Raw genomic sequence first — 13343 nt, forward strand, 5'->3', positions numbered from 1 at the left:
GACAAAATAAAGAAACGGAACATTAGAAAGTTGATTTTGCTTTTTATGTTCCGTTTCTTTATTATCTATGAATAAGATAATTCAATTCATAGGGGAGGATTTATTGAATATCCAATGCGTCAAAGGCAAGTCCTTCCATATTTTCTGCTGAAAGTACAACTTTATAATGTCCGGCATTGATAAATGTTCCTGTCGTAGTGCTCATCATCTTCCATTTGTCCGGAGTTTCCGGGAAGGTTAGAATGTCTTCTTTCAGGATAACTCCTTTGGAGTCAATGAACTTCATCCGTACTGGCATTGGTTTCCCGGTTGTGTTCATATACTTGAAGCGAAGGGCATATACTTGTGCTAATCCGGTAGAGATATTCCACTCGATACTGTTCCCCTTTCCTTTGCCGAAGAATATCCCTGTCTGTTTCCGATGTTCTTTCTTCTGATATTTACCTTTCAGTATAGCAGCTTCCGCTTCATAAGCTACACTGACACGTGCGTTCTTATCTTCGGGAAGAAGTTCTTTCGGGGTCTTTTCCATCACTTCCTTACTTACTTTCTCCCAGCTCCAATCGGATGCAGGAAATAGCGTCGGTTTCATATTCATATCTGTAGAAGCAATGGCAATGCCTGAAATCAAAGCCTGTCCTGCTTTCACTTCCGGGAAGTCTATCTTCAGGATTCCACCTTTCACAGTGGCATATACAACTTTCTTGCATACTCCGTCGTGTCCGCTTTCTGCCCATATATCCAAATCGTCCAGCACAACCGAATCATTCACGGCAACATCGAAAATACGCAATCCCTCACAATCGGTAGAAGCGCTTCCGCCTGTTCCATGCCAGGGTTCTATGAAATACAGTTCAATGCGGTATGTACCGTCCGCTACCGGGAAACGATATTCCAACTGATGGCGGCCGAAACGGAAATATTGGAATAATTTCCAGTCACGGGTTCCACGAATCGGGTCGTTAGTAGTGCGCTGGCTTGCAAGATACGGATTCAAGTCCTTGAAGTTCTCTGCCCACGAGTGAGAATAATTTGTATTGTCCTGCAACCACAGTTGGCCGAAGCTGTCTATATAATCGTCACCACCGCAGTTGATACGATATACGTAATTGTATCCGGATTCGCCTTTCAATACTGGCTTTTCTTCCTGGTAAAGGACTTCGAAACCGGGAGCTTGCTCCAAGCCGTTGAGCACAATCAGGTCTTCCGCAACGGGCTTTCCTTTATAATAACCTACGGCACGAAGGATATTGTAGCGAATATCCCGGTTTTCCCACATGAAATGAGTTCCTGTTCCGTTATTCTTTTTGCGTCCCAGAAAAGTTGCCTTTTCATTTGTCATATCATTATATAGTAATACTGAATCACAGTTACTATAAGCTTCGATAGTGGCGCGGCGACGGCCTTTCTCAAAACGGTTTGTCCATGTATGGGATACGAGATAAACCATCGGGTCTTTAGCTGCCGGAACATAGTTCGCGCGATACATATAATATACATCCAGCGGCTCTTCCCACGGGGTGGTCAGTCCTTTATAATTGAACGGGCCTACTTTATCTATTTTACGATATGCTTCGTCCGGTTGGCGACGCCCGGGATTGTCATGGCTGCTATATATCCACTGAAATTGTCCGCAGACACTATCTTTTGCCTGTTCTGCCAGGCGAATTTTAGTTTCCATCAGTTGGCACATACGGCTTTCACTCCATATTCCATTGACTTCGAAATCTCCCGGTTCCGTATGAAGGTCGATGCTTCTCCAGGCTCCATATTCACCGTTCAATAATTGGTTGGATTGAGAGAGTTCACGACCATACTTAGTCACGTCACCGCCATATGTGCCACTCCAATTCTGAATCACGTTCCAGTCTGTACCTTCCCCGCCATTGCAAGTGGTGATGACACGCATAGTACGTGCGGTCGGGTCTAGTTCGCGGATAATTTCACTACATTCCTGTGCAAATTCACGAGGCAATGTGCTCTCATTCTGTAATCCCCACATCACTACCGATGGAGAATTGCGACGTTCTTTCACCCATTGGCGAAGCAATTTCTTAAAATTCTCACGAAACTCCGGTGTGTCATACCACACGTGAGCAGATAATTGTGTCCAAAACAGAACACCTTCTTCATCCCAGTATTTCTGATAATCGAGATGGTGAGGTTGGTGCGCATCACGGAAGGCATTGAAACCTGCCGCACGTATTTGCTTCACTCTTGCGGCTACTTGTTCCTTACTGAAAGCATGGCTTTGTCCGAACTGGTGTTCATACTCGCATACTCCATTGATAAATACCGGCTTTCCATTCAGGTAGAAGCGACCGTCTCCATCCTTTCGTTTCACCGGCCAACTGATAGTGCGAATACCAAACGGTGTAGAAATCTCATCCGTCGTTTTCGTATCACGTTTTATCATACTGGCAAGTTTATAGAGATACGGATTCTCCGTATCCCACAAAACAGGTTTCTCAACAGGAGACTGCTGACGAATCAGTTTCATCTCTCCCGGAGCTAAAGTGACTTTCTCTACCAGGCGGAAAACCTGTTTGCCATCCGCATTGCTCAATTTATTGACTAACTCTATCGTTTCAGCCGTCTTGCCATAATTCCTGACTTCCGTCTCTATAAAGACATTCGCTGCTTTTTCATCATTCCAAATATGTACACCGAAAGGTTCGATACGAACCTCGTCCGTTGCTTCAAGCACCACAGGACGGAAGATACCTAACGGTTGAGAACCCTCACTGAATCCCCATTCCGAGGAACAGCCACCGCATACCCAAGGCATATCCGCTATCATTTCCGGATGTTCGGCCTTTACTTCCAGTCGGTTTGTTCCCTGTTTCAAGGCATCTGTAACATCCAGTGTTAATGTAGTACGCCCCACAGGGTGGCAACCGAAGTCCTGTCCGTTCACTTGAATGGTAGCATACGTACCTACTCCTTCAAAACGCAGGAAATAGCGTTTTCCGGCTTTTACATCCGTTGTAAAGTCTTTCACATACATGGCAGTTCCATGCATATTCCCATGTGTAAGTTGACGGTATCCGTAATAATCATCCCAGTTATGAGGAATATTCACCGTTTTTGCAGGCATCATGAAATTACCTTTCAGATGAGTAGCTTCCGTAATCCAGGTTTTCCAACCTTCATTCAGTTCTGTGATTTGTCTGCGGTTCTTAGTTTCCGGTTTTGGAAAGCGAACAGCAGAACGCCCCATCGGTTTACTGGTAGCAACGGCGATGCCACGTTGCTCTGCATTATTCACCGCACAATAGAAATGATAAATCACTCCGTCATGTTTCACCACATAGCTTTTATGGGCAAACAATTCATCATAATTTTTAGAAGGAATAATCAAGTCAGCCCCTTTCCAGTCTGTCCAGTTCACTAAGTCATAGCTAGCGGCGAACGTATTGAATGCCTTATACTTGCGCGAAGGCTCAAAAGCGGAGAAATAGAACATCACATACACATCTCCCATCTTTTGGATATGTGCGTCTCCTGTAATCGTTCCGTCCGCTTCGTGTGCAAAGACTGGATTTCCCGCATACCGCTTCCATGTCTTCATATCTTTGGAAAGAGCGATACCGACACGCTCTCCTTTCAAGTCCGTTTCAGGATGGCGACCGCCCGCATTGTAGAACATCACAAACGGTGCTCCCAATGTCTTGTCTTTATCCCAATAAACGATGCTTTTATATTGAGTCAGTTTCTCCCACCATTGCGCATCCTTATCATGGATACTCAAAATTGGTTTATCCAAAGCGTCCCATTCATGTGCAGTGGAAATATCTCCTTTCGTTGATGCCAGGCCGACAAAAAGCGGAGCTTTCACAGCCTCGTAACCGGTACCCTCGCCACCAATATAAGTCATCCAGTGACGACCTTTGTAAGTTTGAAGTTCGTAGCTTCCACCCCACTCCATATCCGGCAATGCGGGAAAACCGCCACGCTGATTGCAATCCCATTTTCCATCCCGGAAAGAAAGGATACGTCCCAAGGTACGCCATTCAAGCAAATTATCGCTCTCTGCTATCCAAGTCTCATACCCACGACCATCCATTCCGGTTTTACCGTTGTAGACAACGTAAGTCATCAGCCATTTATCTCCTTGCCGAAAGACGGTGGGACAATCAATCTTATGATAATTATCCGCCGGAGCAACGGCAAGCCCATACTTATAGGGTGTCTTCACCTCCTCGTAAATCTGTTCCATCCGTTCTTGCGGAACTTCACGTTGCGCAAATACGGACAGAGCAGTTGTAATACAGGAGATTGTCAGTAATAATCTTTTCATTATTCAATATTGATAGAATATTATCCTATATTAATAGAACAGCATTCGATATTAATAGAATAGCCAATCCATTGTTTCTTCATCTCCGGCAAGTCCGGCATTACGGGACTTCATGTCCGAAGCGGTGAATCCCAGTACCTGAAGATACCCTTTCGGCAGCATCAATGTATGTTTTCCTGCCGGGAAACTATAAGCATGTACATTAGCCAACGGCATTCCATTGATACGAACTGCATTGGTCAACACAGGCTCTGCCTGGCCGTAATCATTGGCTGAAGCATCAATCTCCAGTTTCGGTGCTTTCGCATACTTCTTTTGGTCGTCCTTGAAATAAGCAACTAACAGTTTCACAGGAGCATCCGTCTCGAAAGTAATGCTTGTTCCTTTCTCACGTTGCTCGTTTGCATTGAAACGGAAAGCCTTCATTCCTTTCAGTTCGGGAGCTATCGCTTCTATCTTGCCTGGAAGGTCAGTAAACAAAGATACACCTTCATCGACTTTTACACCCGGATAATTCGACATGAGTTTCACAACGGCAGGAGTCCAGGCGGTGATTTCCACAGTTTCAGCGACCGCATTGCTATTCTGTTTCTCTTTCAGCAAGACGAGATTAGCTTTAAAGTTCTCTAGCTCCTTTTCGTAATGTACCAATAATTCTTTCCACGTCTTGTTCTTGCCATCATCTCCACCGATAGGGATACGACGTTGTGCGGTCTGCATACTGTTTGCATACAAATAATGCTCGTCTGTCAACTCCACCAGTTTGCGATAATGCTCCAGGCTTTGCTCCATCAACGGAATAGCTTCTTCCAGGTTTTTAATGTCTTTTCCCCATTGATAATCCAATACCAACTTCGCAGCTTTCACTTTCAGATTGAATGCGTACGCAAATTCACGATAGCAATGCATATCATTCTGTAGACGTGCAAATTCATCTTTATTGGACGATACGGAAGCGGCTGCTTTGTCAATGGCTGCCACTGCCTTGTCACCATGCTCTATTACCTGAGCCACAATATCCAATGGCATTTCACCTACATGAGGTTGTTTATTCCACTCTTTCTCTACATATTCAATCAACTTCTCCCCTTCCGGACCGCAACTTTCATAGAATCCCGGATAGATAGTGTACTTATACGGATTGACAAGCTGGCTCATAAACATACCCAGCAACAATGTCTGACGATTTCCCTCTGTGATACCAAAACGGCGTAATAGCTTCGGAGCAATCTCCCCGCTTTCTTCGTAAGCTACACGAATGTTGCTTGCATTCTCATCGGATGTTCCGTAGAACTTACCCAACTGGTGATTCCAGTAACCCATTTCATCGGTACGGTCACGATGACAGTTCCATGCATACCGTCCCCATGTCTGATACCAAATCCAGTCACGATCCAACTGGAACTCACGTTCTCCATTCGGCAATTTGTCGGCAGTATAAGGCCAGTCCCAATAAGAAGCCTGCGGGTAAAGATGCAACGCATTAGCACCGTGTACATTGTGCATGGCAGTGACAGCCTTCTGCACAAAATCCGGAGAGCCCCAACGGAACGGTTCCAAATTAGCCAAAATATGTACATTACTGATATGGATAGAACCAAGCGAACTCAAATCCGTATGAATCTTCGACCAGGGGCCGCGAGGCTCGTAAGTCGTCAATGACTCGCCGTTGTACTTATGCATGGTATAGAGATTCTTATATAATGGCAATGCAGCATCCATCACCAACTTACAATCCGTATCGTGCGCACGCAATAAGAGCGGTGGTTCGTCTGTACGACCCAATGCCTGCAATCCGTCCTTCACTCCCGGAATAATGGTTTTTGTAAACCATTCCACGTCATCTTCCACCGTACACATCGCTTCGCCCAGGCAGACGAGTAATCCTACATTAGGATACTTCTCGATAAAGGCGGCAATACTCTTACGCGTATAATCGGCAATCAACGGAGTGATAGGACGGTTACGGTCTTGCGTCTTCAACCCGTAATGCTCTGCAAACGGCTTCGAAAGAATGATATTATAAAACATCTGTATCACGAAGATACCGCGTTTGTCTGCTTCTTCGGTCAGGAAAGAAAACATCTCCTCGTTCATTTTGAACGTCTCCTCGTCCACTTCCAGCGCAAACGGATAATCTTCCAGTTTCACCAAAGACGCAAACGGATGCCCGTTCCAAAGATACAGTGAGTTCATGCGGTTGGCAACCAACATATCCAAATATTTAATCCACTGCTCCTTGTCATAGAACCAGGGAAAACTTTCCGGTGTATACGGATATTCATATACGCCGTGTCCCGGCAAGTACGTCATTTTCTGTAATCCGACGCAAGCTCCGCGCAATACCATTTCGGGGCCGTCTTTTAGCTCGGCCGGGAAGTTCAGTTTCCCTTCATTATCGTTCACACGGTCTATTAGTTCACGGCATCCGTAGATGACACCGCTTCCATCCCTGCCGGATACTTTGGTCAGGTTGCCTGCGGTCGTAATATGGAAGCCTTCTTTTTTCAGGGTTGTATCATTGACTTCCGTCAATAAGATTGTCTTGATTTCAGGGTCGGAGAATGTGGTGTCCCCCTGTTGCATCATTACCTGATAACCGGCTTTATCCAAGGCAGTCTGTAACTGCTCCGCGCCGAACAATACGCGATTGGACGCATCCGGCGGAGTCATAATTTTCACGGTTTGCTTGCCACACGCCACTAAGAGAAACGTGCATGCCGCAAACATGAATAATTTGGTATTTTTCATTCTTCTGATATATATTATTAATTATATAAATTCAGTTCTTGTCTATGAAGAAGACGAAATAAACCGCTGTTTGTACTCATTCGTCTATTTTTCCACTATTCGATACCAGATTTCCATTTTCTCACCACAGGAGTATGCAAGCCCCTCATTATTTAAAAGTTATACTTATATTTGCCAGCTAATCCCCCGAATCATAAACAGTAAACAAGGAACAAACAATATGAATGAACAATCAAATTTTGACTATGACAAGTACCTTCAGATAGCACAAATGGCCAAAATGGGATGGTGGGAGTCAGATTTGAAAAATAAAGAATATATCTGCTCCGACTTTATTGTAGACTTGCTCGGTCTTGACAGTAATCGTATCAGTTTCACGGAGTTTCACCAAAGAATACGTGAAGACCACCGGTTGCGTCTTAAAAAAGAATATCTGTCTCTCTCGAATCTTGGAACTTATGAACAAATGTTTCCCATCCGGGCTAAAGGTGGTGAAAGATGGGTATATTCTAAAATCAGTTTCCAAAAACCGGATAACGAAGGATATCGAAATATGATCGGTTATCTGCAATGTATAGACCGCCCTGTCGATCATTCAAATGAAAACATAGATTTCCTGCAAGTCAATAGTTTGCTTTACCAGCAGAACAGCATTTCATATTCATTGCTTGCTTTTTTGCAATCCGATGATGTACCACTGGTGATTAATAGAATATTAGGAGATATCCTTAAACAATTCGAGGGAGATCGCACCTATATTGTTGAAATAGATAGAAAAAAAAAGGTACAAAACTGCACATATGAAGCAACTGCGCAAGGAGTTTCCGAAGAACGGGAAAATCTGCAAAACGTACCATGGGATGCTTTTTCCTGGTGGGACAGCCAAATCTGTGAAAGGAAATCTATTATCTTGAATACATTGGACGATATGCCGCCGGAAGCTCAGGAATATCGCTATATGCTGGAAGAACAAAATATCAAGTCATTGATGGTTGTTCCGCTCCTATCCAAGGATCAAGTATGGGGATATATGGGCATTGACATAGTGCAAACCGACCGTAGTTGGAGCAATGTCGACCATCAGTGGTTTTCTTCATTAGCCAATATTATCAGTATTTGCATAGAGCTGCGCAAATCGGAACTTCAGGCAAAGGAAGACCGCATGGCATTGGATAATAGTGAAAAGATTCTGAGAAATATCTATAAAAATCTTCCGGCAGGTATCGAACTATATGATAAAGAAGGCTATCTGATTGATACTAATGATAAAGAACTTGAGATATTCGGGCTTACCGACAAAAGTCAGGCATTGGGAGTCAACTTGTTCGATAATCCCAATATCCCGGAAGAAGTAAAGGAGAAGCTGAGAGCTAAAGAAGATGTGAATTTCTCAATCAATTATGATTTTTCGAAGATACACCGATATGTAGAGAGCCACAGAAAAGGAGTTATCAATCTCACTACGAAAGTGACTGCTCTATATGACTCCCAAAACCGGTTTATCAACTATCTGTTTATCAATATTGATACGACAGAAACCACCAATGCATATACTAAGATACAGGAATTTGAGAATCTGTTTCTTCTGATCGGTGATTATGCCAAAGTGGGATTTGCCCATTTCAATGTGATGACAAGAGACGGATATGCCCAGAATACATGGTACAGGAATCTAGGAGAAAAAGAAGGGATTCCCATGCCACAAGTTATCGGTGTGTATGCCCATGTAGTTCCCGAAGACCAGGCTGTTCTGAAGAAATTTGTGGGTGAGGTGAAAGAAGGAAAAACTACCAGCCTGCGCAAAGAAGTCCGCGTTTGCAGGGATAACGGCAAATATACATGGACAAGCATCAATGTGATGGTCAAGGATTATCGTCCGCAGGATGGAATTATTGATATGCTGTGTATCAATTATGATATTACACCACTGAAGGAGACTGAACAGAAATTGATTATTGCCCGTGACAAGGCAGAGGAACTGGACCGTCTGAAATCGGCTTTCCTTGCTAATATGAGTCATGAAATCCGTACTCCACTCAATGCTATTGTCGGTTTTTCCAGCCTGATGGCAGAGACGGACAGCAGGGACGAACGGCAGGAATATATCAAAATTGTGCAAGAGAATAATGAACTGCTCCTACAACTGATATCGGACATTCTTGACCTTTCTAAAATAGAAGCCGGAACATTCAACTTTGTATATACTAATGTGGATGTAAACGAGACTTGTTCCGAAATTATCAAGTCGATGAGCATGAAAGTGAGTGATGATGTTGAAGTGATTTTTGAGAAGACGATGCCGGAATGTTATATCTACACTGATAAAAACAGATTTGTACAAGTGATTAGTAACTTTATAAATAACGCACTGAAATTCACCCAACAAGGAAGCATTGTACTGGGATACGAACAAGTGTCACATCAAAGAATTAAATTCTATGTACGCGATACGGGGCTTGGCATACCGGAGGATAAGCAAAAAAGTGTATTTGAGCGTTTTGTAAAACTGAATACTTTCATCCAGGGTACAGGTCTCGGACTTTCCATCTGTAAAAGTATCGTTTCGCAAATGGATGGAGAAATCGGCGTTGAATCAACCGAAGGAGTCGGTTCCTGCTTTTGGTTCACACATCCGTATCACGCTGCCGATTAATTTAGATTCTGACTAAACTAGATTCAATATAGGGACGGGCACTTTCTATAAATGGTTAGTACAAATTATTGAATAGTGCCCTACCTAAATCGGCTGCATTTTTTGCAGCCGATTTCCTTTTACCATTCCCCTTTCCCTTTTTCTAATGGAATACCATCACAAAAATGCATACTGGCATGCGTTCCATCACAGAACGGTTTATTGGACGACTGCCCGCAACGGCACAAAGTCACCCTGTTTCTTATTTCATAACTTCTTCCGTCGGCTCCTTCGATACGGATGCCACCTTTCACCCAAATAGGGCCGCTCACCTTGATACCCGGGTCTTCAATAATCCCGATAGCCGGTACGAAAGGTGGTTCAAATATCTCTTCTGTCTCTTTATCCCATACGACTAATCTTCCTGCAGGACAGTGTCCGGCTTCCCGACGTACCAATTCGCGCTCTTCTTCCGTTTCAGCCCTTTCCACCAAATTCCATATCCGACCGCGTGCATCACAAAAACGGGCGAAAGCGCAGTACTTTTCATTATCGGCTAGTACCATGGCAGGTCCGTCTATTTCTTCTGCATCTTCCAATAAGGGACGATGAGGAGCTGTCTCCCTCGGATCCCAATCGGCATTTTTGTGTGAACCGTCACAAAATGGTTTATGCTTGGAATGGCCGCAACGGCACAAATGAACAGGATTCTCGGATGTCTCAAAATGTTTTCCTTTTTGATAGACCCAGGAAGAGCCTTCCGCATTCGGCATAATAATTTCCTGGTCAATAGGCGGATTACCATAAACGAAATACGGGCCGTCAGCCATAATTTTAATGTAGAATTGTTCGGGTGCTTCCTTACTACCCTCTTCGATTGGAAATTCTTCTTTTTTAGTCATAATGATACGCGTTAAAGAGTGAATTAATTACGTTAACCTTTATTACTAACACTGCGGTATTCAAAAAAGTTCTGGCAAATTCTTTGTTTATAAAATTTCAGACTATAAAGGTATATATGTAATCAATTCTTTGTAGATGAAAGGAAAAAGAATTGTACCTTTGCAGACATTATTATCGTAATTATGCAAAACTACATAGAAACACCCCGACTGATTCTCCGCGACTGGAAAGAAGAAGACATTCCATTTTTTGCCCGTATGAATGCCGATCCTCATGTGATGGAATTTTTTCTCAATCCATTATCTCAGGAAGAGTCTTATGCTTTTTATCAGCGTATTCAAAAAGAGTTTCAAACCTGTGGCTTTGGTTTATATGCCGTAGAGCGTAAAGAAGATCATGCTTTTATGGGATACACCGGATTACATCAGATTACATTTGATGTCGACTTTGCACCGGGCGTAGAAATTGGTTGGCGACTGGCACATGAATATTGGGGACATGGCTATGCTCCTGAAGCTGCAAATGCCTGCCTGAAATATACCCGCCAAAAGTTGGATATTAAAGAACTGTATTCGTTCACTTCTCTGCTGAATCTTCGTTCGGAACGTGTAATGCAAAAGATTGGAATGATACGTATGAAAGAATTTGACCATCCACTTGTTCCTGCTGAAAATCCTTTATTCAGGCATGTGGTTTATCATATAGGATTAAAATGAGCATGATAGTTTATTTATTTGATACTTACAAAATTCAACGGTTTTTAAATTAGTCCTTCTTTATCTCATTAGAACAAACATCACCAGCCCGCAAATGATGATAAGTACTGATATGATTATAATGCCTATACGCACTCCGTTCTCCCCGAACCAGTCATGCATCACAGAAAGGAAGGCAAAAGGCTTATTCGACTTTTGCCCCGTCATGTCCAATACCCATTTCCACCGACGGATAGCACCGACCAGTAATAAAACACCTGCTGCTACGAAAACAAGCCCTACATATTCTTTTGGCAGTTGAGCAAAAAAATCCTGTTCATTTTTCATCTTTTATAAGTTAGTTTGCATATAGGATATTATCATTCATCATGCGCCCACCTCCAAAGTCAATTCTCGTACAGTGTTATTTTTCCATATAAAGTCAAAATAATCTTTCAAGTCATCCTTCCTGGCAAAAGTTATTTCCCAGCCATCACTAGTTGGTATAGCCGGATTTATTGCTTCGGGATAAAATGTATCCTGCCAGGAAACATATATTTCTTCTTTGTGTGCCAACCGACTTTCGTTAGGCAACATACTATCCAATCGTGTAATCATTGATTTCCAGTTTTGCAGCAGTGTCTGTAATTCCAATAATTGCTGCGCGAACGGAGCAGATGCATCCCCTTCTAACAGAATGACGGTTTCTTCTGAATAGAAGGGTAATCGCACTGTGCCACCCCATGTATATTGTTTATCCTTCCACCAATTACAGACCTTACAGGTGAAGATACCCAAATCTTTCACCGCATATTCTTTCTCTATTCCAACCAAGTCATTTACAAGTGTCTTAAATATTCCCATTGTTTATGTGTTTTTGAATTTTAATAACGTCCGGTGGATAATCGACTATTAGGACGATTTATCCGCTTACTATAAATTTATTTGAAATTTGCGAGTATAACTTCTTTCTCATTAGAAGCCAACATTTCCAGCAATTGATTGAAGTCGCCACAAACAAAAACTACCGATTCTTCAAATTCAGGCTCAACTCCATAATAGATCTTACCGTAATTATCCGGTGATAAATCTATACATAAATATTGGTATTCGCCCTTTACAGACATAAGAATAGGAATATGATTATTCCAAAATTGGCAGATCATATCACAAGCATCCTCGTCATCTTTCAATGCGTCAAGCCCCATCACCTCAAACTCATTCCAACGGAATCCGCTATCGCTTTCTCCATTAAAGTCCTCAATGGAATTGAACCATACATTATCGCTTTTATTAGTGATGGTTTGAAATTGTTGCAAAAACTCCTGATAGTCAGAAGGAAGATTTGAATACCGATCTCGAAAATCAGAAAGCAGTTCTTTCCTTTCTGACCGTTCTGTAACAATAAATCCTGTGTTTTTTAATTCTTCAATCATATTTATATTTTTCTGCTATTAATATTAGAGTAGACAGGCAAAGCAATTGTATTCTTTTGCAGAATTTCGATACACTTAAGAAGGTACTCAAATGATTGGTTTGAATCTGCTCCATACATATCCGCTAACCCCACCTCAACAACATATTCGTGTAACAGACTAAATTCAGCCAAACGTTCTTTAGGAATTCGAGTTAATAATGAATCAGGTAACGGGTCACCTCGCCCCGTTAATTCTAACTTTGCCCCGATAGATTCCCATTTACTCAAATCATCAAAGACTTTGATTGCATATAGGTGTTCTATCAAAGTATCAATAGAATCATCTACTATATTAAAATGACCGCAATAAGTATACAGACACTTTGCCGCATATACCTGCTTATCTCGCATTGTCAATTTTGTCAATTGTTCTATATCCATCTCTATATTATTCACATTACTGTTTATCAATATATTATCTAATACAATTGTAAGTATATTATTGAAAACCATAAAATTACACTTTTATATGCTCACATACAAAAGAAACAAGTAGATTTTTCTTGAAGAAAACCGTCAACGGTTGTACAACGTATTAGGCTACTTGTGTCACCTTGTGTTTCAATCGTTCGCAATCAGCTCCTT

Annotated in this window: 9 protein-coding genes; 2 read left to right on the forward strand and 7 right to left on the reverse strand. The window is 42.3% G+C overall.

The window, feature by feature from the left end; all coding sequences use genetic code 11:
* Positions 1-100 precede the first annotated feature (100 nt).
* Positions 101-4300 carry a malectin domain-containing carbohydrate-binding protein gene (locus HC965_RS10125; protein WP_191031362.1) on the reverse strand — a complete coding sequence of 1400 codons (4200 nt, stop codon included), beginning with the start codon at positions 4298-4300 and terminating at the stop codon, positions 101-103.
* A gap of 51 nt (positions 4301-4351) precedes the next feature.
* Positions 4352-7051 carry a hypothetical protein gene (locus tag HC965_RS10130; protein WP_191031363.1) on the reverse strand — a complete coding sequence of 900 codons (2700 nt, stop codon included), beginning with the start codon at positions 7049-7051 and terminating at the stop codon, positions 4352-4354.
* Between the two features lie 220 nt (positions 7052-7271).
* Between HC965_RS10130 and HC965_RS10135 the strand changes: the two genes are divergently transcribed.
* Positions 7272-9704: an ATP-binding protein gene (locus HC965_RS10135; RefSeq protein WP_191031364.1), complete on the forward strand. Its 2433-nt coding sequence runs from the start codon at positions 7272-7274 to the stop codon at positions 9702-9704.
* A 119-nt stretch (positions 9705-9823) separates the two neighbouring features.
* Here HC965_RS10135 and HC965_RS10140 read toward each other — a convergent pair whose 3' ends face one another.
* Complete coding sequence (locus tag HC965_RS10140; RefSeq protein WP_191031365.1) at positions 9824-10585, reverse strand: CDGSH iron-sulfur domain-containing protein; 762 nt, start codon at positions 10583-10585, stop codon at positions 9824-9826.
* Between the two features lie 183 nt (positions 10586-10768).
* Here HC965_RS10140 and HC965_RS10145 point away from each other — a divergent pair, with 183 nt between their 5' ends.
* Positions 10769-11302 (forward strand): GNAT family N-acetyltransferase, encoded by a 534-nt coding sequence (locus tag HC965_RS10145; RefSeq protein WP_191031366.1) that lies wholly within the window; start codon positions 10769-10771, stop codon positions 11300-11302.
* A gap of 60 nt (positions 11303-11362) precedes the next feature.
* Here the strand turns inward: HC965_RS10145 and HC965_RS10150 are convergent, their stop codons facing one another.
* From HC965_RS10150 to HC965_RS10165, 4 genes are all read right to left on the reverse strand, one after another.
* Positions 11363-11629, reverse strand: coding sequence for an immunity 17 family protein (locus HC965_RS10150; RefSeq protein ID WP_191031367.1), 267 nt, complete (start codon positions 11627-11629; stop codon positions 11363-11365).
* Between the two features lie 39 nt (positions 11630-11668).
* Complete coding sequence (locus tag HC965_RS10155; protein ID WP_191031368.1) at positions 11669-12145, reverse strand: hypothetical protein; 477 nt, start codon at positions 12143-12145, stop codon at positions 11669-11671.
* 77 nt (positions 12146-12222) lie between these two features.
* Positions 12223-12717, reverse strand: a complete 495-nt coding sequence (locus HC965_RS10160) for an SMI1/KNR4 family protein (RefSeq protein WP_191031369.1) — start codon at positions 12715-12717, stop codon at positions 12223-12225.
* Between the two features lie 2 nt (positions 12718-12719).
* Complete coding sequence (locus HC965_RS10165) at positions 12720-13211, reverse strand: hypothetical protein (protein WP_191031370.1); 492 nt, start codon at positions 13209-13211, stop codon at positions 12720-12722.
* Positions 13212-13343: the final 132 nt, after the last annotated feature.

The sequence above is a fragment of the Bacteroides sp. GM023 genome, from assembly GCF_014750685.1.
GTDB lineage: Bacteria > Bacteroidota > Bacteroidia > Bacteroidales > Bacteroidaceae > Bacteroides.

Excerpts from the sequence above, each read along its gene's own strand:
- HC965_RS10125 (WP_191031362.1), bottom strand. The coding sequence starts at position 4,300 with ATGAAAAGATTATTACTGACAATCTCCTGTATTACAACTGCTCTGTCC.
- HC965_RS10130 (WP_191031363.1), bottom strand. The coding sequence starts at position 7,051 with ATGAAAAATACCAAATTATTCATGTTTGCGGCATGCACGTTTCTCTTA.
- HC965_RS10135 (WP_191031364.1), top strand. The coding sequence starts at position 7,272 with ATGAATGAACAATCAAATTTTGACTATGACAAGTACCTTCAGATAGCA.
- HC965_RS10140 (WP_191031365.1), bottom strand. The coding sequence starts at position 10,585 with ATGACTAAAAAAGAAGAATTTCCAATCGAAGAGGGTAGTAAGGAAGCA.
- HC965_RS10145 (WP_191031366.1), top strand. The coding sequence starts at position 10,769 with ATGCAAAACTACATAGAAACACCCCGACTGATTCTCCGCGACTGGAAA.
- HC965_RS10150 (WP_191031367.1), bottom strand. The coding sequence starts at position 11,629 with ATGAAAAATGAACAGGATTTTTTTGCTCAACTGCCAAAAGAATATGTA.
- HC965_RS10155 (WP_191031368.1), bottom strand. The coding sequence starts at position 12,145 with ATGGGAATATTTAAGACACTTGTAAATGACTTGGTTGGAATAGAGAAA.
- HC965_RS10160 (WP_191031369.1), bottom strand. The coding sequence starts at position 12,717 with ATGATTGAAGAATTAAAAAACACAGGATTTATTGTTACAGAACGGTCA.
- HC965_RS10165 (WP_191031370.1), bottom strand. The coding sequence starts at position 13,211 with ATGGTTTTCAATAATATACTTACAATTGTATTAGATAATATATTGATA.